This window comes from Mycobacterium lehmannii (assembly GCF_001499925.1).
GTDB classification, from domain to species: Bacteria; Actinomycetota; Actinomycetes; order Mycobacteriales; family Mycobacteriaceae; genus Mycobacterium; species Mycobacterium lehmannii.
Map to the genome: position 1 here is coordinate 134,049 of NZ_LQIR01000012.1, position 19,345 is coordinate 153,393.

The window sequence follows — 19,345 nt, forward strand, 5'->3', positions numbered from 1 at the left end:
CTTGGCGCACGAAAGCGCACGGAGAGGTACAACCTGCATGAGCGGCCATTCCAAGTGGGCCACCACCAAGCACAAGAAAGCCGTCATCGACGCCCGCCGGGGCAAGATGTTCGCCAAATTGATCAAAAACGTCGAGGTCGCGGCGCGTGTGGGCGGCGGCGACCCGGCGGGCAACCCCACGCTGTACGACGCGATCCAGAAGGCCAAGAAGTCGTCGGTGCCCAACGACAACATCGAACGCGCCCGCAAGCGCGGCAGCGGCGAGGAAGCCGGCGGCGCCGAGTATCAGAACATCACCTATGAGGGCTACGGGCCCAACGGCGTTGCGGTGCTGATCGAATGTTTGACCGACAACCGCAACCGGGCGGCCGGCGAGGTGCGCGTGGCGATGACCCGCAACGGCGGCAGCATGGCCGACCCGGGTTCGGTGTCCTACCTCTTCTCCCGCAAGGGCGTCGTCACCCTCGACAAGAACGACCTCACCGAAGACGACGTGTTGATGGCGGTGCTCGACGCCGGGGCAGAGGACGTCAACGACCTCGATGATTCGTTCGAGATCATCTGCGAGCCAACCGATCTCGTTGCTGTACGCACGGCGCTTCAGGATGCTGGCATCGACTACGAGTCGGCCGAGGCAGGGTTCGTGCCCTCCGTGACGGTGCCGCTGGACGCCGACGGTGCGCGCAAGATCATGAAGCTGGTCGACGCGCTCGAAGACCTCGACGACGTCCAGGACGTCTACACCAACATCGACATTCCCGAAGAGGTCGCCGCCGAACTCGACGCTGAGGACTAGATCGTCATCGCCACGCGGTAGTGGCGGTGGGCGAACAACCAGTTCCCGTCGACGCGCACCAGTTCATCGACATACTCGCCGACCAGTTGGCGATCCGGTTGATCGCGCAACTTCATGACTTCCAGGCAGTACGACCGTGCGTCGGCCCGGTCGTCGCACACGGTCAGCGATGCCATCTGGGTAAAGAACGCCATCTGCTCGATGGCTCCGAAGATGCCGTCCCAGTGGTCGCGCAGTTCGCTCTTGCCGCGGCACTCCCCGCCCGAACCGGTTCTGCGGCCGTCCTCGGTCCAGCACGCCAGATACGCGTCGAGGTCCTTGCGCATGACCGCGTCGCTGTAGATTTCGAGGCGCTCTCGGATGAGTTGTCTGTCTTCGGCGTGCCCGCTGAACGTCATTGGCTCATTATCGGGATGACGACTTCAACGAGCGGAGGCCGCGGGTTTGGCCAGGGTGACGGTGACCGATCCCGAGGGGGAGACGGTGACGGTGCGGCGCTGGTGGTGGCGCACGATCCCATGGGAGACCGGGTTTTCCACACTGGACGCGGTCATCTTCCTGCTCGTCCTGCCGTTCATGGTGATGTGGCCGTTCTGGTTGTTGCTGAAGTGGCTCGGCGTGTCGTGGAAGATCGTCATCGAACGCGACGGCGAGCGGATCGGACGCGAACGCGTGCGCGGCTGGCGCCGATCGGGCGAGCGCATCTACGAAATCGCGGCGTCCGTGCAGGCGGGTACGTACCCAGTCGATCAGGTCGACCAGCCCACGGCGCCCTGAGGGCCCCTAGTTCCTCCCGTTCGATCGAGCGAACTGGTCGTCGTAATCGGAAGTTTCATCGAATGCCCGCGCGCGCTCGTCGGCCTCGGGGCTGCCGGAGAATATGCCGGACGCGACACGATCGGTCTCCCCGGAACCGCTCGGCCGGATGGCCGGTTTGGTTGGGGCAGGGGCGGGTCCGATGCGGTGCATCGGCAGACCATTCTGCGTGCGGCGCAGCCAGTCGACCATGCCCTCGCGCACGCTGCACCGCAGATCCCAAAGAGCGCCCGAGTTGGGCGCGCTCACGGTGATCCGCACCTGGACGAAGCCGCCGACCGCACTGGTCGTCTGTAGTACGCCCATCCGGCCGTCCCACTGATCACTCTCGGCCAGCAACCGGTCCAATTCGGCGCGCATGTCGTGGAACGACACCGTGAAGTCGACGTCGAGTTCCACGGAGCCCATGATCTCGGTGGCGCTGCGGGTCCAGTTCTCGAACGGCTCGGTGGTGAAATAGGTGGAAGGCAACACGAGCCGGCGCTCGTCCCAGATCCGCACGACGACGTAGGTCAGCGTGATCTCCTCGATGCGACCCCACCACTGACCGTTCTCGAGCTGGACGATGTCGCCCACGCGGATCGCCCCGGAGAACGCGATCTGCATCCCGGCGAACACCGCGCCCAGCGACGTCTGCGCGGCCAGGCCCGCGACCACCGACAACACACCCGCGGAGGCGAACACCGTGGTGCCGATGTCGGAGAACGACGGGAACGTCATCAGGATCGCGGCACCGCCGAGGATGACGACGACCGCGATTGCCAGCCTGCGCAGCACGGTCACCTGCGTCCGAACTCGGCGCCACAGCCGGTCGGCGTCCGAGATCTCCTCACCGCCCCCGCCGTAACGGGCGATCATGCGCCGCTCGGCGACGCGGACAAAGCCCGTGACCAGCCAGGTGATCGAGACGATCATCAGAATGAGAAGCCAGTGGTCCACCCACCCACGCCACGAGTCCGTGGTCTCCGACGTCCGTCGCACCGCGACCGTCGCCGCGATCACCATCAGCAGCATGCGTACGGGCTTGCGCGTGAGCACCTCGATGTCCTTGATCAGCGCGCTGCGGCGACTGACGCGTGCCATCACCCAGGTCAGCACCACCCCGAACACGTACACGGCGGCGATCGCTCCGGCTGCCCAGGCAAGGGTGACGGCGAGGTTGCTTGCGGTCTGCAGTTCGGTTTCGTCGGGCATGGGAATGAGGTCAACTCCACGAATCGGGATCAGGTCCTCAATCGACGGTAGCCCTGTTGCCGCGTGAGGAAACATCGGCTCCGGGGCGTCGAACGCGGATCCTGCCTTCTCGCAAGCACAATTGGCGGGTGGCAGTGGTACGCGACACATTCGGCACCGAGTGGCAGATCAGCAGACGGTGGTGGCCGTTTCCGGGCGACGCCCTCGATCTAACATTCGGCTGGCTGGAGATTCTCGTCGGCGCGCTGTTTGTGGTGCTGTGGCCGTTCTGGTTGCTCGGCAAGTTCTGCGGTGTGCGCTGGGTGATCACCGTCGAGCGCGACGGGCATCAGGTGGGCCGCGAACTTGTCCGCGGGTGGAGCAGGTCGAAGGGCCGCATGAGCGAGATCGCGCTGGAGATCACCGCGGGCGGCCGCGGAGGTCAGTTCGTGATCTGAGCGGGCGTGTCCCTGCCGAGTGGCGAGCCTTCGGGCGGCTAAGCTCTCGAACAAGTGTTCACAGAAGGGCCGGACGTGCGGGTGATGGGAGTCGACCCCGGGTTGACGCGCTGCGGCCTGTCGGTCATCGAGGGCGGTACGGGTCGGCAGGTCACCGCGCTCGACGTCGACGTCGTTCGCACCCCGTCGGGCGATCCGCTGCACCGGCGCCTGTTGGCGATCAGCGAGGCCGTGGAGTACTGGATGGACACTCACAGACCCGACGTGATCGCGATCGAGCGGGTGTTCTCCCAGCAGAACGTCTCCACCGTGATGGGCACCGCCCAGGCCGGCGGAGTGATCGCGCTCGCGGCCGCGCGCCGCGATATCGACGTGCACTTCCACACACCCAGCGAGGTCAAGGCGGCGGTCACCGGCAACGGCAACGCCGACAAGGCGCAGGTGACCGCGATGGTGACCAGAATCCTTGCGCTGCAGGCCAAGCCGACTCCGGCCGACGCGGCCGACGCGTTGGCCCTTGCGATCTGCCATTGTTGGCGGGCACCGATGATCGCCCGGATGGCGGCGGCCGAGGCGCTGGCCGCCGAACAACAACGCAAGTACAAGGCCACGCTCAAGGCGAAAGCGAGGGCGGCACGATGATCGCATCCGTTCGCGGTGAGGTTCTCGACATCGCACTCGACCACGTCGTGATCGAGGCGGGCGGGGTCGGTTACAAGGTGATGGCCACCCCGTCGACGTTGGCAACCCTGCGCCGCGGCGCCGAGGCGCGCCTGATCACCGCGATGATCGTGCGCGAGGACTCCCAAACGCTCTACGGCTTCGCCGACGGCGACGCCCGCGACCTGTTTCTCACCCTGCTCGGGGTGTCCGGAATCGGTCCCAGCATCGCGTTGGGCGCGCTGGCGATGTACGACGGGCCGACCTTGCGCCAGGCCATCGGCGACGCCGACATCACCGCGCTGACCCGGATTCCCAAGGTGGGCAAGAAAACCGCCGAGTTGATGGCGTTGAGCCTGCGCGACAAGGTGGGCGCGGTCTCGCCGTCCGGTGCGGCGACCGCGACGGGCCATACGGTGCGGGGCCCGGTGGTGGAAGCGCTCATTGGACTCGGATTCGCGGCCAAACAGGCCGAAGAAGCCACCGACAAGGTGTTGGCCAACGACCCCGAAGCCAATCAGTCGAGTGCGTTGCGAGCGGCGTTGTCGATGCTGGGTAACAAATGAGCCGATTCACCGACGACGACGGCGACGCCGACGAGCGCGAGGTCTCGCCGGCGCTGACGGTCGGTGAGGGCGACATCGACGCGAGCCTGCGGCCGCGGTCGCTCCACGAGTTCATCGGGCAACCGCGCGTCCGCGAGCAACTGCAACTGGTCATCGAGGGCGCCAAGAACCGCGGCGGCACACCGGATCACATCCTGCTGTCGGGCCCGCCCGGGTTGGGCAAGACGTCGCTGGCCATGATCATCGCGGCCGAACTCGGTTCCTCCCTGCGGGTGACGTCCGGGCCGGCGCTCGAGCGTGCCGGTGATCTCGCCGCGATGCTGTCCAACCTCATCGAGCACGACGTGCTGTTCATCGACGAGATCCACCGCATCGCCCGGCCTGCCGAGGAGATGTTGTACCTGGCGATGGAGGACTTCCGCGTCGACGTCGTGGTCGGGAAGGGCCCCGGCGCGACGTCGATTCCGCTGGATGTCGCGCCGTTCACGCTCGTGGGGGCGACCACCCGCTCGGGCGCGCTGACGGGGCCGTTGCGTGACCGGTTCGGGTTCACCGCCCACATGGACTTCTACGAGCCCGCCGAACTGGAGCGGGTGTTGGCCCGTTCGGCGGGAATTCTCGGTATCGAGTTGGGCGCGGACGCGGGCGCCGAGATCGCGCGCCGCTCGCGCGGTACGCCGCGCATCGCCAACCGGCTGTTGCGCCGGGTCCGCGACTACGCCGAGGTCCGTGCCGACGGCGTGATCACCCGCGATATCGCCAAGGCGGCGCTCGAGGTCTACGACGTCGACGAGCTCGGCCTCGACCGCCTCGACCGCGCGGTGTTGTCCGCGCTGACACGCAGTTTCGGCGGGGGACCGGTCGGTGTCTCCACGCTTGCGGTCGCGGTCGGCGAGGAGGCGACGACCGTCGAAGAGGTGTGTGAGCCGTTCCTGGTGCGCGCCGGGATGATCGCGCGCACGCCGAGGGGACGGGTGGCCACCGCGCAGGCCTGGACGCACCTCGGCCTGACCCCGCCGAGCGGAGTCACCGGCCTGGGGCAGGTGGGTCTTTTCGACTGAGGAGGAGCGGCGATGGGCAGCGGCACGATCAGGCTGGGCGGGCTGCTCGGCGTGGCCTGCGCCGGCGTGGTGGTACCGGCGTATCTGGTCGGCTCGCCGGAGACGCCGAACGACGCCGGCGGGCTGGGCGCCTATTTCGATAGCGCGGCAACGTTTCTCACGCTGAACGGCACGCTGCCGCTACTGCATCTGCTCTTCGGCTTGCTCTTCCTCGGCGTGCTCGTGTCGACGCTGCGGTCGGCGGCCGGGCCGACGGGTGCGGTGTACACCGCGGCGATCGGTGGGACGGTGTTTTTCGCACTGACCGCGGCCGGTCTGGCTGCCGAGGTGGCCGTGCCCGCCGCCATCGTGCGGTTCGACGACCTCACCGTGACGTCGTACTCGCAGCCGTTCCTCGGCCTGGCGGTATGGCTTTATCACTACAGCCATATCGGTTCGGCCGCAATGATATTCGCCACCGCCTACATCGTGTGGCGCACGGGCGTGCTACCGAAGTGGTCGGCGTTTCTGGCGGTGCTCGGGATTCCCGCGCTGCTGCACACCTGGATCGGTCTGCCCGGTGCATACAGCGTGCTGGTTTGGATCGCGTTGACCGGTCTGGTGATGTTGGCCGTTCCGCCGGTGGTACGAGTGGAAAGCATGGTCGCGTAATGGGTTTCGTCGGATTGTTCTTCGCGGGTCTCGCCGCCCTCCTGCACATCTACATCTGGGTGATGGAGTCGCTGACGTGGACGTCGGCGCGCACCAGAGCGACGTTCGGTCTCACCGAAGAAGAAGCGCTGGCCACCAAGGAGTTAGCCTTCAACCAGGGCTTCTACAACCTCTTTCTGGCCATCATCACGCTCGCTGGAATCGTCATCGGCGGCATCGGCTACAACTGGGTTGGCATCGCATTGATGTTCGCCGGTGTCGGATCGATGCTGGCGGCGGCGCTGGTGCTGTTGTTGTCGTCACCGGACAAGGCGAAGGCCGCCCTCGCTCAGGGCATCTTCCCGCTGATCGCGATCGTGCTGTTGGCGGTGGCCGTCACGCTGTAGCGTGCGTAGCGCCGAACGCACGCTCGCCGTCGTCTTACAGCAGCCCCAACAGTTCCAGATCAGTGGCGTACTTGACGATGACCTCGCGCGTCACATGCGGAATGTCCTTGTCTGGACCGATCTTCGCATCCTGCACCGCCGTGCGGAACCGCTCCGTGGGGGCGATCGAACCCTGGATCGGGGTCTCCGGCCGCTGGTAGTTGTGCAGCAGCGGGAGCAGCGACGCCTGTCGCTGCAGCTCGGGCAACCCGCGCATCGCGGTGTCGAATCGCTGCAGCCACGTGGCGTAGTCACCGACGCGTTCGACCGGATACCCCGCATCGATCAGCCAGTCGACGAACTGGTCAAGCCCGATGCCGTCGTCATAGGGGTTCATGACGTGGTACGTCTCGAAACCCGGTCCGCCGTCATGGCCGACCTGTGCACCAAGCGTCGAGATGGCCTCGGCGATGAACTCGACGGGAAGCCCGTCGTAGTGTGCGTTGGCGGTTGCCGCCCTCGTCGACCTCGTAGAACGAGAACGGCGCGACGCCGGTCGCGACGAGGCTCAGGACCAACCGCGTGAACATGTCCGGCACGTTGAGCTGACCGGCGTATGTGGTGTCGGCCAAAATCGGGTTCGAGGTGCCTGGTCAGCGAATCGCCGGTATCGCGGTCTCGGGGGCGGCGCGTCCGGAAAGCACCTCGACTGCTGACAATGCATCGGGCACACAGATCAAGAGGTCCCGGGTGGCGCACAACGCCTCTGTCGAGGGTTCAACACCGCCGACCGCATCGGCGAGGTCGAGCAGATGCACCGTCGCCTCCATCAGGGCGGTCTCGGCGACGACTGCCAGCGTCGTGCTGCCGACGACCGGATACGCGATCGTTGTCGCGGCGGACATCGGCGTGTCACGTAGAACCAGGGCACTTTCGGCGAACCGCTGGGCGGCCGTGCGCGGCGTCAGGGCCACGGCCTGCGAAACCGCTTGCTCGGCAAGGCTTCCGGCGTTGGTGTTGGCAACACCGTCGGGTTCGTTGAAGCGGCGCAACATGGTCGCCGCATCCACGACGGCGGCGGGTCCGTCGACGACCGCTGCGGTGAGACGGTCGAACATCGACGGTTCGGGACAGACGTGGGCGAGCAGCGCGGCCACATTCCAGCCTCCACAGCGCGTTGGTGTCGACCACTCTTGCGTCGTCATCTGCTCGCACCGTCGTGCCCACCGCTCCCACGCGTCAGCCAGGACGCGGCGGGCCGAGTCACCGTCGAGTCTCATGGCGCCAACCTTGCCAAGGACGGGTTACAGATCGCCAGCCTGGGTAATCACGCATTACAACCAAGGAGGCATCATGACCGATACGCGTGTACACCCCCGTGGTGGACGTCTGCGGATGCCGCGCAGTCGCGGCGCCACAAGTGGATTCCTGTTGATCCTGCTGGGCGCGTGGGGCGCACTGGCTCCCTTCATCGGGCCCCTGTTCAACTTCGCGTACAGCCCCGACCAGGCCTGGACGTGGACCACCGGCCGAGGCTGGCTTCAGGTACTGCCGGGCGTGGTGACCGTACTGGGCGGCCTGCTCCTGCTGATGTCACGAAACCGTGCGACGGCCTCGCTCGGCGGATGGCTCGCCGTGGCAGGTGGCGTGTGGTTCATCATCGGCCGCGCTATGGCGGGCCCGTTGGGTATGGGTGACGCGGGTGTACCGGTCGCCGCCACCGAGGGCAAGCGCATCGCGCTGGAGCTGACGTATTTCTACGGTCTGGGCGCACTGATCGTGTTCCTGGGCGCAGCGGCGCTTGGCCGCATCTCGGTGCGAAGCGTGCGCGACGTCGAGTGGGCAGATCGCCCCGTGGCCGCACACACCGTCGCCGACGAACACGCGCCGGCCACTGGCGCTCCGGTTACTGCGGCCGACCCCGCTCCGGTCGCCGGTCACACTCCCCACACCGCCGGGCAGCCGGCAATGGCGGAGCAGCGAACCGAGGTCATCGGCCCCACGGCCGAGGCCGCACAACAACCGCGTCGCCGCGGCTTGCTCGACAGGTTCCGCTCTCGCGGCCATCGTGGCGGCAAGCTCGCACACCGGTAAGCGTTAGCAGATCGCAAGGCGCCCCACAGGTTGTGGGGCGCTTCGCGTTTCGTCGTGCGCATTGCTCGCGATGGCGGCCTGCTTCGAAAGCACTTCGGGCGCATGTTCGCGCATGTTGATCCTTCGCCCTGCACGCCACGCCCCCGCGCAGGTGACGTGCATCTCTACTGGCCATCTCATGGGACGAGATTCACGGTGTCTTTGTGACCTGCGTGACTGCCGCGCAGCCCGACCGAAGATAGCCTGGCTATCTAATTCATTCGATTTGCGCGCCTCGGCGGATGAACTTCGCGCGGGGGCATTCGATAGACGACTTTAAGTCCTTGTCAGGAGGCCAACCATGTCCGACAGGCCTGGTATCACCGATTCCATTGTCGCGCGCCGGAATTCGGCCACCGCAGTCTGCGAGGCGTTCGGTTTCCCGCAAGAGGACTGGCCGCTCTTCGCGCGGTTGGCCAGCGGCCCGATGACGCCCCACGACGAAGAGGCGCTGTATCAGTACATCGACGTCAAGATCGCTGAACGTTGCTGGAAGCCGACCGACGACCTGTTGTCCAACCTGATCGACGTCGAGGTGGGCGGCGTCGAGCTGACCGTCGACGACATCTACCGCTTTGTCTCCACGCTGATCGGCATCAGGGTCTTCTGACCAATAGCGAAAGCGCGCGGGAATTCAGCCCGTGTAGGCCATGACGTGCTTGATGCGGGTGTAATCCTCGAACCCATACATCGACAGGTCCTTACCGTGGCCCGACGACTTGAACCCGCCATGCGGCATCTCGGCCACCAGCGGAATGTGGGTGTTGATCCAGACACAGCCGAAATCAAGGGCAGCCGACACCCGTAGTGCTCGTGACACATCGCGGGTCCACACCGACGACGCCAACCCGTATTCGGTGCCGTTGGCCCACGCGATCGCCTCGTTCTCGTCGGTGAACGCCTGGACGGTGATGACCGGCCCGAAGATCTCCTGCTGAACCAGCCTGTCGTCCTGCCGAAGGCCGCCGATCACCGTCGGTTCGACGTAAAAACCCTTGTTGCCCTGGCGTCCTCCACCGACCGCGACGGAGGCGTGTGACGGGACGTCTCCCAGGAACGCCAGCACCCTCTCCAACTGAGTGGAGTTGTTCACCGGCGGCACCCACGCGTCTTCGTCATCGACCGGCTTGCCGTACGTCGTGGTGGCAGCGCGCGCCTGCTCGGCCAGCGCCTCGGTCAGGTCCGAGGCCACCCGGGACGTCGCGAGCACGCGCGTTGCCGCCGTGCAGTCCTGTCCGGCGTTGAAATAGCCCGCCGTGGCGATGCCTTCGGCTGCCGACGCGATGTCGTTGTCGTCGAACACGATCACCGGCGCCTTGCCGCCCAACTCGAGGTGTGTGCGCTTGAGATGTCCGCCCGCGCTGACCGCCACCGCACGGCCCGCCGCGACGGAACCGGTGATCGACACCATCTGCGGAGTCGGATGTGCCACGACCGCTGCGCCCGTTTCCCGGTCTCCGCAAACGACATTCAGCACTCCGGGCGGAAAATGCCTGGCGGCGATCTCGGCCAGCATCACCGTCGTCACCGGCGTGGTGTCGCTAGGCTTGATGACGACGGTGTTTCCCGCTGCGACCGCGGGCACGAACTTCCAGATCGCCATCATCATCGGGTAGTTCCACGGCGCCACCTGCCCGATGACGCCGACCGGTTCGCGGCGGATCCACGAGGTGTGGTCCTCCATGTATTCGCCGGCCGACTTGCCCTCCAGCATCCGCGCTGCTCCCGCGAAGAAGCGGATCTGGTCCACCATCGGGGGAATCTCTTCGGCCATCGTGACGTGGTTGGGCTTGCCGGTGTTGCGTCCCTCTGCCGCGACGAGCGCCTGGGCGCTTCGCTCGACGTCGTCGGCGAAGTCGAGCAGTGCCTTCTGCCGGACCGACGGCGTGGTGCGCTTCCAGTCAGCGAACGCTTTCGACGCGGCCGTGTACGCGTTGTCGATGTCGGCCCCGGTGGAGATCGGCGCGGTGCCGTACCGCTCACCGGTCGACGGATCGACGAGCGCCATGGTGGCGCCGCTGACCGAGTCGACGCCTTCGCCGCCGATGAAGTTCTGGACCTTGAAGTCGCTGGCCATTCGACCCTTTCTTCGTCAGGAATGGGAGGCAGCGCAGCGCGTCGCCGACTGTCCGCCGGACACCGCCACACGCCCACCGGCTCTGCTCGACGGTGCTCATCGAGCAAAAGCCTAACCAAGACCGCACCGATCCGGTCGATAACAACGGGGGAGTGCGGTGTGATCCGCGCTCATTTAGCGCAAGGACGACGGAATCCGTTGATCACCGCGGCCCGGACGTGCCTTGGCTTGCCCGCGACCCGGCGATTTCGTGATCTCATTGCGGTGGGCTGGTCGCTGCCGAAGCCCGCAATGGCACACTGGTCACTTATGGGTGCGCGCCCCGACCGCGCTGCGCCGTGACCATATGACCTAACGAAAGACTTTGTCGCCATGGATTTGGTTGTCTTCCTTCCCCTGCTCATCGTGCTGGGCGCATTCATGTTCTTCGCGTCCCGCCGACAGAAGAAAGCCATGCAGGCCACCATCGACCTGCATGAATCTCTTCAGATCGACGACCGCGTGCACACCACGTCCGGTCTGGTCGGGACCATCAAGGGCATCACTGACGATGAGGTGGAGCTCGAGATCGCCCCGGGCGTCGTCACCACCTGGATGAAGCTCGCGGTGCGTGACCGCATCACCGACGATGACGAGTTCGAAGACGACGAGCCCGGGTCGACCGCGACCGAACTCACCGAAAGCCCGAACACCAAGACCGACGGCTGAGTCCGCGGGCGATCTTCACAGCTGAAGCCCGTAGTCTCTGCGGTGCTGACGAACCGATTCCGAGGAGACCTGACAAAACGTGGCATCGTCTTCGACGCCGGTGCACCCTGCCCGCTACCTCTCGCTGTTTCTGGTGTTGCTGGTCGGCGCCTACTGCCTGGTCTTCCTGACCGGAGACAAGAAGCCCGAACCCAAGCTCGGCATTGATCTGCAGGGCGGTACCCGCGTCACCCTCACCGCCCGCACGCCCGACGGGTCGCCGCCCACCCGCGAGGCGCTGGGCCAGGCGCAGCAGATCATCAACGACCGGGTCAACGGTCTCGGTGTGTCCGGATCCGAGGTGATCATCGACGGCAACAACCTTGTCATCACGGTGCCGGGCAGCGAGAGCAGCGACGCTCGCAACCTCGGCCAGACGGCACGCCTGTACATCCGCCCCGTCGTGCATGTGATGCCCGCCGAGGTGCCCGGCCAGCAGCCGCCGACCGAGGGACCTGCCGGTATGCCTCCCGGCGGTCCGATTCCGGGGATGCCGGGCGGGATGATCCCCGGTATGCCGGGACCCGAGGGGCCCGCCGGCCAGCAGCCTCCCGCCGGCCAGCCGCCTGCCGAGCCCGCCGCTCCTCCGGCCCCGCAGCCGCGTCCCTATCCCCACGACCCGCCTGCCCAGCCCGCACCGGAGCCGCCTCCGACGCCGGCGCCGGGTAGCCCCGCACCGTCACCGGACGCTCCGGGACCGGGTGCTTCGGAACCGACGCCCACGTCACCCGAAGACGTTCCGCTCGCGCAGCGCATCGCCGACGAGAAGCAACTGCGGCAGAGCACCGATCAGCAGATCCAGATCCTGGCGTTGCAGTTCCAGGCCACGCGCTGCGGCGAGGATGACGTCCTCGCGGGCAACGACGACCCGAATCTTCCGCTCATCACCTGCTCGGCGGACGGCAACGAGGTGTACCTGCTGGACAAGGCGATCATCAACGGCGAGCAGATCCAGGACGCCACCTCCGGTCTCGACCAGCAGCGCGGTGAGTACGTCGTCGACGTCCAGTTCAAAAGCGATGGCGCGAAGACCTGGGCGGATTTCACCGCCGCCAACGTCGGAACGCAGACCGCGTTCGTGCTCGACACAAAGGTGATGAGCGCACCCGAGATCCGCGAGCCGATCCCGGGCGGACGCACGCAGATCAGCGGCCAGTTCACCCAGCAGACGGCCCGCGAGTTGGCCAACGTGCTGAAGTACGGCTCGCTGCCGTTGTCCTTCGAGTCGTCGGAGGCTGAAACCGTCTCGGCCACACTGGGTCTGTCGTCCCTGCGTGCGGGCTTGATCGCCGGTGCGGTCGGCCTGGCGCTGGTGCTGGCCTATTCGCTGCTCTACTACCGGATGCTGGGCGTGTTGACCGCCCTGTCGCTGGTCGCTTCCGGCGCAATGGTTTACGCGATCCTGGTGCTTCTGGGCAGATGGATCGGGTACACGCTGGACCTGGCCGGAATCGCCGGTCTGATCATCGGTATCGGTATGACGGCCGACTCGTTCGTGGTGTTCTTCGAACGCATCAAAGACGAGATACGCGAAGGGCGTTCGTTCCGGTCGGCGGTGCCGCGCGGTTGGGCGAGGGCCCGCAAAACGATCGTGTCCGGCAACGCGGTGACGCTGCTCGCCGCGGCGGTGCTCTACGTACTCGCCGTCGGGCAGGTCAAGGGCTTCGCGTTCACCCTGGGCCTGACCACGATCCTCGACGTGGTCGTGGTCTTCCTGGTGACGTGGCCGCTGGTGTATCTGGCGTCGAAGTCGCCGACACTGGCCAAGCCTTCGTTGAACGGACTCGGTGCGGTGCAACAGATCGCCAGGGAGCGACGAGCGGCCGCGCACGCGACGGGACGGGACTGACATATGGCGCCCAAACAGTCATCGGAAGAACAGCAGACCAGCGCCGTGGAGGCGCCGAACCTCGAGTCGACCGCGCCTCAGCACGGCTTCTTCGTCCGCCTCTACACCGGCACCGGTGCCTTCGAGGTCATCGGCAAGCGCAAGCTGTGGTACGCGGTCAGCGGTGCGATCGTGCTGGTGTGCCTGCTCAGCATGGTGCTGCGCGGCTTCACATTCGGCATCGACTTCGAGGGCGGCACCAAGGTGTCGATGCCGACCGCGACCGAATCGGGCACCGTGACCGTCCAGCAGGTCGAGGACGTCTTCAGCAAGACGCTGGGTAAGAGCCCCGAGTCGGTGGTCGTGGTCGGCAGCGGCGGATCGGCCACCGTGCAGATCCGGTCCGAGACGCTGACCAACGAGGAGACCGAGCAACTGCGCACCGCGCTGTTCGACGCGTTCAAGCCGAGGGGGGCGAACGGGGCGCCCAGCAAGCAGGCCATCAGCGACTCCGCGGTGTCGGAGACGTGGGGCGGCCAGATCACCCAGAAGGCGCTGATCGCGCTGGTGGTGTTCCTCGTGCTGGCGACGGTCTACATCATGCTGCGCTATGAGCGCTACATGTCGATCGCGGCTATGGCGACGCTGGTGTTCGACCTCGTGGTCACCGCCGGTGTGTACTCACTCGTCGGCTTCGAGGTCACCCCGGCCACGGTGATCGGCCTGCTCACGATCCTCGGCTTCTCGCTCTATGACACCGTCATCGTGTTCGACAAGGTCGAGGAGAACACCCACGGCTTCGAGCACACCACGAGACGCACCTTTGCCGAACACGCCAACCTCGCGGTCAACCAGACCTTCATGCGGTCCATCAACACCAGCCTCATCTCCGTGCTGCCGATCGTGGCGTTGATGGTCGTGGCGGTGTGGCTGTTGGGTGTGGGCACGCTGATGGACCTGGCGCTGGTGCAGTTGGTCGGCGTCATCGTCGGGACCTACTCGTCGATCTTCTTCGCGACCCCCCTCCTGGTAACGCTGCGCGAGCGCACGGATCTCGTGCGCAACCACACCCGCCGGGTGATGAACCGCCGCAAGAACGCGTCGGCACGCGCCTCCCAAGCCGACGAGGATGCCGACGAACCCGAGACGGTCGGCGCGGCCGCGACGGCGCGTGCCGACGCCGCGCCGCGGACTGCTCTGCCGCCGGACAAACCCGCGCCGGGGGCACGTCCGGTGCGGCCGACCAGCAGCCGAACCGGACGCCCGTCGGGTAAGCGCGACACGCGGCGGCGGTAGGGGGATGAGCGCCGGCAAGCGGGCGGGCACACAGCCCGCGAGGGCAGTGAACCCGATCCGGCGTTGCGGTGTCCTGGCGGCCGTGCTGGTGCTCGCCGCGTCGTTGGCGTCGGCCTGCACGCGCAGCCCCGCCGACAGCATCGACTACGCCGTCGACGGCACGCTGATCACCTACAACACCAACACCGTCGCGGGTGCCGCGTCGGCCGGTCCGCAGGCGTTCGCCCGGGTGCTGACGGGTTTCAACTACCACGGACCCGACGGCCAGATCGTCGGCGATCACGACTTCGGGACCATCTCGGTCGTCGGCAGGCAACCGCTGGTCCTCGACTACGAGGTCAACGCGAACGCGGTGTACTCCGACGGTAAACCGATCACCTGCGACGACGTCGTGTTGGCGTGGGCGTCGCAGTCCGGGCGGTTCCCGAACTTCGACGCCGCCAGCCGCGGGGGCTACAGCGATATCGCCACCGTGGACTGCACGCCGGGGCAGAAGAAGGCGCGGGTTTCGTTCGCGCCCGATCGTGGGTTCGTCGACTTCGGGCAGCTGTTCTCCGCGACGTCGATGATGCCGTCGCACGTCATCGCCGACCAGCTGGGTCTCGGCGACGGCGGAGTCACCCGGGCCATCCTCGAGAACGACGGCGCCGCGGTGGAGCGCATCGCTCAGGTCTGGAACACCGGTTGGGACCTCAAACCCGATCTCGACCTGAAGCGGTTCCCTTCGTCGGGGCCCTACAAGCTGGAATCGGTGACCGAGGACGGGGCCGTCGTGCTGGTCGCCAACGACAAATGGTGGGGCGCCGAACCGGTCACCAAGAAGGTCACCGTGTGGCCGCGCGGCGCCGACATCCAGGAGCGCGTCAATCAGGGCGCCTACGACGTCGTCGACATCGCCACCGGATCGTCGGGCACGCTGAACATGCCCGATGACTACGTGCGAACCGATGCCCCGTCGGCCGGCATCCAACAGGTGATCTTCGCGCCGGAAGGGCCCTTGGCTGCACCGCCCGCGCGCCGCGCGCTGGCCCTCTGCACGCCGCGCGATGTGATCGCCCGCAACGCCGAGCAACCCATCGCCAACTCGCGGCTCAACCCCGCCACACAGGATGCCTACAGCGGCGCCGAGGCCGGTCCGGAGCCAGGGCAGTTCGTCGCCGCCAACCCCGACGCCGCCCGCGCCGCGCTCAACGCGCGTCCCCTGACCGTCCGCATGGGGTATCAGAGCCCCAACGCGCGACTGGCGGCCACCGTCGGCGCCATCGCCAAGGCGTGTGCGCCCGCCGGCATCATCGTCGAAGAGGCTGCAAGCGACACCGTGGGCCCACTGTCGTTGCGCAACAACGAGATCGACGTGCTGATCGCCAGCACCGGTGGTGCTGCCGGCAGCGGGTCGTCCGGCTCGTCGGCGATGGACGCCTACCAGTTCCACACCGGAAACGGCAACAACCTGCCGCGCTACTCCAACCCGCAGGTGGACCGGGTCATCTCCGCGATCGCGATCACCAGCGACCCCAAGGAAATGGCCCGGCTGCTCAGCGAGGGCGGCCCGGTGCTGTGGGCCGACATGCCGACGCTGCCGCTGTACCGACAGCAGCGGACGGTGCTGACATCGAAGAAGATGTTCGCTGTGAGCACCAACCCGACGCGGTGGGGCGCGGGATGGAACATGGACCGTTGGGTGTTGGACCGGTGAGTGGCGGTGGCGAAGACATCTCGTCGCTGATCGCGAGGATGATGCGCGAGGTGCCCGACTTTCCGGAGCCGGGCGTCGCGTTCAAGGACCTCACCCCGTTGTTGGCCGACGCGCACGGGCTGGCCGCGGTGACCGACGCGTTCGCCGAGGTCGCCCGCGGCGCGGACCTCGTGGCGGGGATCGACGCGCGCGGCTTCCTGCTCGGTGCGGCGGTCGCATTGCGGCTGGGCACGGGCGTGTTGGCGATCCGCAAGGGCGGCAAGCTGCCGCCGCCGGTGTTCAGCGAGACCTATGCGCTCGAGTACGGCACGGCCAAACTGGAGATCCCGGCCGACGGGATCGACCTCGGCGGCCGCAGTGTGCTCATCATCGATGATGTGCTGGCTACCGGCGGCACCGCGGCCGCGGCGGTCAAACTGCTGCAGAACGCGGGGGCCTCCGTGCCGGGGGCCGCGGTGCTGCTCGAGTTGACCGCGCTGGGCGGCCGTGAAGCGCTCGAACCGCTGCCGGTCACCTCGCTGTACACCGTCTGAGGGATATCCTCGAAGGCGCGTGTTGTGACGCAGCTGTACCAGACCGATGAGCGCTTTGCGACGGACCAGACCGGGAGGTGACCATGGCTGAAGAACCCGGCACGGGCCAGGCCGTGCAGTCAGCGCCGCCCGGTGCCCAGATTCCCGAGACGCAGCCGCTGGAGATGCCGAAGCCCTCCGCGAGCGCGTCGCGCCGCGTGCGTGCCCGGCTGGCGCGCCGGATGACGTCGCAGCGCAGCGCGATCAATCCCGTACTCGAGCCGCTGGTGGCCGTCCACAAGGAGATCTACCCGAAGGCCAATCTGCAGTTGCTGCAGCGGGCCTACGAGGTGGCCGAGCGACGGCACGCCGATCAGCTTCGCCGGTCTGGTGATCCCTACATCACGCATCCGTTGGCGGTGGCCAACATCCTGGCCGAGCTCGGCATGGACACCACCACGCTGATCGCGGCGCTGCTGCACGACACGGTCGAGGACACGGGATACACCCTGGAAGCGCTGACCGAGGAGTTCGGCACCGAGGTCGGCCATCTGGTCGACGGCGTCACCAAGCTGGACAAGGTCGCGCTGGGCACCGCCGCGGAGGGCGAGACCATCCGCAAGATGATCATCGCGATGGCACGCGACGCACGCGTGCTGGTGATCAAGGTCGCCGACCGGCTGCACAACATGCGCACGATGCGGTTCCTGCCGCCCGAGAAGCAGCAACGCAAGGCACGCGAGACGCTGGAAGTCATTGCGCCGCTTGCGCATCGGCTGGGCATGGCGACGGTCAAGTGGGAACTGGAAGATCTCGCCTTCGCGATCCTGCACCCCAAGAAGTACGAAGAGATCGTGCGACTGGTCGCCGACCGCGCGCCGTCACGCGACACCTACCTGGCCAAGGTGCGCGCCGAGATCACCGCGACGCTGAACGCGTCGAAGATCACCGCGATCGTGGAGGGCCGGCCCAAGCACTACTGGTCGATCTACCAGAAGATGATCGTCAAGGGCCGCGACTTCGACGACATCCACGACCTCGTCGGCGTACGCATTCTCTGCGACGAGATCCGGGACTGCTACGCGGCATTGGGCGTGGTCCACTCGCTGTGGCAGCCGATGGCCGGGCGCTTCAAGGACTACATCGCCCAGCCGCGCTACGGCGTGTACCAGTCGTTGCACACCACCGTCGTCGGGCCCGAGGGCAAACCCCTGGAGGTGCAAATCCGCACCCACGACATGCACAAGACGGCAGAGCTGGGGATCGCCGCGCACTGGCGCTACAAGGAAACCAAGGGCCGCAACGCCGTTCCCAATCAGCACTCGTCGGCCGAGATCGACGACATGGCTTGGATGCGACAGCTTCTGGACTGGCAGCGGGAGGCCGCCGACCCTGGCGAGTTCCTCGAATCGCTGCGTTACGACCTTGCGGTGCAGGAGATCTTCGTCTTCACCCCCAAGGGTGATGTCATCACGCTGCCCACCGGGTCGACTCCGGTCGACTTCGCCTATGCGGTGCACACCGAGGTCGGTCACCGCTGTATCGGCGCACGGGTGAACGGCCGCCTCGTCGCTTTGGAGCGCAAACTCGAAAACGGCGAAGTCGTCGAGGTTTTCACGTCCAAGGCGATGAATGCCGGACCGTCGCGCGACTGGCAGACCTTCGTGGTCTCACCGCGCGCCAAGGCCAAGATCAGGCAGTGGTTCGCCAAGGAACGCCGCGAGGAGGCGCTGGAAGCCGGTAAGGATGCCATCGCCCGTGAGGTTCGGCGGGGCGGACTTCCGTTGCAGCGCTTGATGAACGCCGAGTCGATGGGCGCGCTGGCCCGCGAACTGCGGTACGTCGACGTCTCGGCGCTCTACACCGCGGTCGGTGAGGGCCACGTCTCGGCGCGGCATGTGGTGCAGCGGCTGGTCGCTCAGGTCGGTGGCGACGAGGAGGCCTCCGACGAACTCGCCGAGCGGTCGACGCCCGCGACGATGCCGGTGCGCCAACGCACCAGCGACGACGTCGGGGTGGCCGTGCCGGGTGCTCCCGGTGTGCTGACCAAGCTCGCCAAATGCTGCACGCCGGTGCCCGGCGACAACATCATGGGTTTCGTCACCCGCGGCGGCGGGGTCAGCGTGCACCGCACCGACTGCACGAACGCCGGGTCGCTGCAGCAGCAGTCGGAGCGGATCATCGACGTGAAGTGGGCGCCGTCGCCGTCGTCGGTGTTCCTGGTCGCCATTCAGGTCGAGGCGCTCGATCGACACCGGTTGCTGTCGGACGTCACGCGGGTGTTGGCCGACGAGAAGGTCAACATCCTGAGCGCGTCGGTGACGACGTCCAACGACCGGGTGGCCATCAGTCGGTTCACCTTCGAGATGGGCGACCCCAAGCATCTGGGCCACGTGCTCAACGTGGTGCGCAATGTGGAGGGCGTCTACGACGTCTACCGGGTCACGTCCGCGGCGTGAGCCGCAATGGGGCAGAGGCGGCGTGAGCTGGCGCAGCGGCAAATTCCGCTG

At 66.8% G+C, this 19,345-nt stretch carries 20 protein-coding genes and 1 pseudogene; 16 read left to right on the top strand and 5 right to left on the bottom strand.

Going from position 1 to position 19,345, the window contains the following annotated elements; genetic code table 11:
* Positions 1–37 precede the first annotated feature (37 nt).
* Entirely contained in the window at positions 38–796 is a 759-nt protein-coding gene (locus tag AU192_RS08590; RefSeq protein ID WP_064395361.1) for a YebC/PmpR family DNA-binding transcriptional regulator, read from the top strand.
* Here the strand turns inward: AU192_RS08590 and AU192_RS08595 are convergent.
* Positions 793–1,194: a YybH family protein gene (locus tag AU192_RS08595; protein ID WP_064395362.1), complete on the bottom strand. Its 402-nt coding sequence runs from the start codon at positions 1,192–1,194 to the stop codon at positions 793–795. The genes AU192_RS08590 and AU192_RS08595 overlap by 4 nt on opposite strands.
* Before the next feature lie 61 nt (positions 1,195–1,255).
* Here AU192_RS08595 and AU192_RS08600 point away from each other — a divergent pair, with 61 nt between their 5' ends.
* Positions 1,256–1,573 carry a hypothetical protein gene (locus tag AU192_RS08600; RefSeq protein ID WP_233151224.1) on the top strand — a complete coding sequence of 106 codons (318 nt, stop codon included), beginning with the start codon at positions 1,256–1,258 and terminating at the stop codon, positions 1,571–1,573.
* A 6-nt stretch (positions 1,574–1,579) separates the two neighbouring features.
* Here AU192_RS08600 and AU192_RS08605 read toward each other — a convergent pair whose 3' ends face one another.
* Positions 1,580–2,806, bottom strand: a complete 1,227-nt coding sequence (locus AU192_RS08605) for a mechanosensitive ion channel family protein (protein WP_064395364.1) — start codon at positions 2,804–2,806, stop codon at positions 1,580–1,582.
* Between the two features lie 128 nt (positions 2,807–2,934).
* Here AU192_RS08605 and AU192_RS08610 point away from each other — a divergent pair, with 128 nt between their 5' ends.
* The 6 genes from AU192_RS08610 to AU192_RS08635 all read left to right on the top strand — a co-directional run bounded on the left by AU192_RS08610 (position 2,935) and on the right by AU192_RS08635 (position 6,567).
* Entirely contained in the window at positions 2,935–3,243 is a 309-nt protein-coding gene (locus AU192_RS08610) for a hypothetical protein (protein WP_082694950.1), read from the top strand.
* A gap of 75 nt (positions 3,244–3,318) precedes the next feature.
* Complete coding sequence (ruvC, locus tag AU192_RS08615; RefSeq protein WP_064395616.1) at positions 3,319–3,885, top strand: crossover junction endodeoxyribonuclease RuvC; 567 nt, start codon at positions 3,319–3,321, stop codon at positions 3,883–3,885.
* The gene (gene ruvA / locus AU192_RS08620; protein WP_064395365.1) at positions 3,882–4,469 is read left to right on the top strand and encodes a Holliday junction branch migration protein RuvA; all 588 of its coding nucleotides are present in this window, start codon (positions 3,882–3,884) and stop codon (positions 4,467–4,469) included. The genes ruvC and ruvA overlap by 4 nt, the downstream gene beginning before the upstream one ends.
* Positions 4,466–5,530: a Holliday junction branch migration DNA helicase RuvB gene (gene ruvB, locus AU192_RS08625; RefSeq protein WP_064395366.1), complete on the top strand. Its 1,065-nt coding sequence runs from the start codon at positions 4,466–4,468 to the stop codon at positions 5,528–5,530. Before ruvA ends, ruvB begins: the two co-directional genes overlap by 4 nt.
* A gap of 12 nt (positions 5,531–5,542) precedes the next feature.
* Positions 5,543–6,181, top strand: coding sequence for a hypothetical protein (locus AU192_RS08630; RefSeq protein ID WP_064395367.1), 639 nt, complete (start codon positions 5,543–5,545; stop codon positions 6,179–6,181).
* Positions 6,181–6,567 (top strand): DUF1304 domain-containing protein, encoded by a 387-nt coding sequence (locus AU192_RS08635; RefSeq protein WP_064395368.1) that lies wholly within the window; start codon positions 6,181–6,183, stop codon positions 6,565–6,567. The genes AU192_RS08630 and AU192_RS08635 overlap by 1 nt, the downstream gene beginning before the upstream one ends.
* Positions 6,568–6,601: 34 nt before the next feature.
* On the opposite strand, the pseudogene AU192_RS25035 reads toward AU192_RS08635, so the two are convergent.
* Positions 6,602–7,181 (bottom strand): annotated as a pseudogene (locus AU192_RS25035) (carboxylic acid reductase); the annotation flags it as partial.
* An 18-nt stretch (positions 7,182–7,199) separates the two neighbouring features.
* A complete protein-coding gene (locus AU192_RS08650) occupies positions 7,200–7,826 on the bottom strand; it encodes a maleylpyruvate isomerase N-terminal domain-containing protein (protein WP_064395371.1) in 627 nt (208 codons plus the stop codon).
* Positions 7,827–7,899: 73 nt separating this feature from the next.
* Here AU192_RS08650 and AU192_RS08655 point away from each other — a divergent pair, with 73 nt between their 5' ends.
* The gene (locus AU192_RS08655; protein WP_064395372.1) at positions 7,900–8,640 is read left to right on the top strand and encodes a hypothetical protein; all 741 of its coding nucleotides are present in this window, start codon (positions 7,900–7,902) and stop codon (positions 8,638–8,640) included.
* Between the two features lie 340 nt (positions 8,641–8,980).
* Positions 8,981–9,289 carry a cytochrome P450 family protein gene (locus tag AU192_RS08660; protein WP_064395373.1) on the top strand — a complete coding sequence of 103 codons (309 nt, stop codon included), beginning with the start codon at positions 8,981–8,983 and terminating at the stop codon, positions 9,287–9,289.
* Positions 9,290–9,313: 24 nt separating this feature from the next.
* Here the strand turns inward: AU192_RS08660 and AU192_RS08665 are convergent, their stop codons facing one another.
* On the bottom strand, positions 9,314–10,756 hold the full coding sequence (locus AU192_RS08665; protein WP_064395374.1) for a gamma-aminobutyraldehyde dehydrogenase: 1,443 nt from the start codon (positions 10,754–10,756) through the stop codon (positions 9,314–9,316).
* Positions 10,757–11,128: 372 nt separating this feature from the next.
* Between AU192_RS08665 and yajC the strand changes: the two genes are divergently transcribed.
* The 6 genes from yajC to AU192_RS08695 all read left to right on the top strand — a co-directional run bounded on the left by yajC (position 11,129) and on the right by AU192_RS08695 (position 19,294).
* Positions 11,129–11,464 carry a preprotein translocase subunit YajC gene (yajC, locus tag AU192_RS08670; RefSeq protein WP_064395375.1) on the top strand — a complete coding sequence of 112 codons (336 nt, stop codon included), beginning with the start codon at positions 11,129–11,131 and terminating at the stop codon, positions 11,462–11,464.
* Positions 11,465–11,543: 79 nt separating this feature from the next.
* Positions 11,544–13,352 (top strand): protein translocase subunit SecD, encoded by a 1,809-nt coding sequence (gene secD / locus AU192_RS08675; RefSeq protein ID WP_064395376.1) that lies wholly within the window; start codon positions 11,544–11,546, stop codon positions 13,350–13,352.
* Positions 13,353–13,355: 3 nt separating this feature from the next.
* Positions 13,356–14,627, top strand: a complete 1,272-nt coding sequence (gene secF, locus AU192_RS08680) for a protein translocase subunit SecF (RefSeq protein ID WP_064395377.1) — start codon at positions 13,356–13,358, stop codon at positions 14,625–14,627.
* A gap of 4 nt (positions 14,628–14,631) precedes the next feature.
* Positions 14,632–16,323, top strand: a complete 1,692-nt coding sequence (locus AU192_RS08685) for an ABC transporter substrate-binding protein (RefSeq protein WP_082694951.1) — start codon at positions 14,632–14,634, stop codon at positions 16,321–16,323.
* On the top strand, positions 16,290–16,856 hold the full coding sequence (locus AU192_RS08690; protein ID WP_064395378.1) for an adenine phosphoribosyltransferase: 567 nt from the start codon (positions 16,290–16,292) through the stop codon (positions 16,854–16,856). The genes AU192_RS08685 and AU192_RS08690 overlap by 34 nt, the downstream gene beginning before the upstream one ends.
* Positions 16,857–16,939: 83 nt before the next feature.
* Positions 16,940–19,294: a RelA/SpoT family protein gene (locus AU192_RS08695; RefSeq protein WP_064395618.1), complete on the top strand. Its 2,355-nt coding sequence runs from the start codon at positions 16,940–16,942 to the stop codon at positions 19,292–19,294.
* Positions 19,295–19,345 lie beyond the last annotated feature (51 nt).

Excerpts from the sequence above, each read along its gene's own strand:
- AU192_RS08590 (WP_064395361.1), top strand. The coding sequence starts at position 38 with ATGAGCGGCCATTCCAAGTGGGCCACCACCAAGCACAAGAAAGCCGTC.
- AU192_RS08595 (WP_064395362.1), bottom strand. The coding sequence starts at position 1,194 with ATGACGTTCAGCGGGCACGCCGAAGACAGACAACTCATCCGAGAGCGC.
- AU192_RS08605 (WP_064395364.1), bottom strand. The coding sequence starts at position 2,806 with ATGCCCGACGAAACCGAACTGCAGACCGCAAGCAACCTCGCCGTCACC.
- ruvA (WP_064395365.1), top strand. The coding sequence starts at position 3,882 with ATGATCGCATCCGTTCGCGGTGAGGTTCTCGACATCGCACTCGACCAC.
- ruvB (WP_064395366.1), top strand. The coding sequence starts at position 4,466 with ATGAGCCGATTCACCGACGACGACGGCGACGCCGACGAGCGCGAGGTC.
- AU192_RS08630 (WP_064395367.1), top strand. The coding sequence starts at position 5,543 with ATGGGCAGCGGCACGATCAGGCTGGGCGGGCTGCTCGGCGTGGCCTGC.
- AU192_RS08635 (WP_064395368.1), top strand. The coding sequence starts at position 6,181 with ATGGGTTTCGTCGGATTGTTCTTCGCGGGTCTCGCCGCCCTCCTGCAC.
- AU192_RS08650 (WP_064395371.1), bottom strand. The coding sequence starts at position 7,826 with ATGAGACTCGACGGTGACTCGGCCCGCCGCGTCCTGGCTGACGCGTGG.
- AU192_RS08655 (WP_064395372.1), top strand. The coding sequence starts at position 7,900 with ATGACCGATACGCGTGTACACCCCCGTGGTGGACGTCTGCGGATGCCG.
- AU192_RS08660 (WP_064395373.1), top strand. The coding sequence starts at position 8,981 with ATGTCCGACAGGCCTGGTATCACCGATTCCATTGTCGCGCGCCGGAAT.
- AU192_RS08665 (WP_064395374.1), bottom strand. The coding sequence starts at position 10,756 with ATGGCCAGCGACTTCAAGGTCCAGAACTTCATCGGCGGCGAAGGCGTC.
- yajC (WP_064395375.1), top strand. The coding sequence starts at position 11,129 with ATGGATTTGGTTGTCTTCCTTCCCCTGCTCATCGTGCTGGGCGCATTC.
- secF (WP_064395377.1), top strand. The coding sequence starts at position 13,356 with ATGGCGCCCAAACAGTCATCGGAAGAACAGCAGACCAGCGCCGTGGAG.
- AU192_RS08685 (WP_082694951.1), top strand. The coding sequence starts at position 14,632 with ATGAGCGCCGGCAAGCGGGCGGGCACACAGCCCGCGAGGGCAGTGAAC.
- AU192_RS08690 (WP_064395378.1), top strand. The coding sequence starts at position 16,290 with ATGGAACATGGACCGTTGGGTGTTGGACCGGTGAGTGGCGGTGGCGAA.
- AU192_RS08695 (WP_064395618.1), top strand. The coding sequence starts at position 16,940 with ATGGCTGAAGAACCCGGCACGGGCCAGGCCGTGCAGTCAGCGCCGCCC.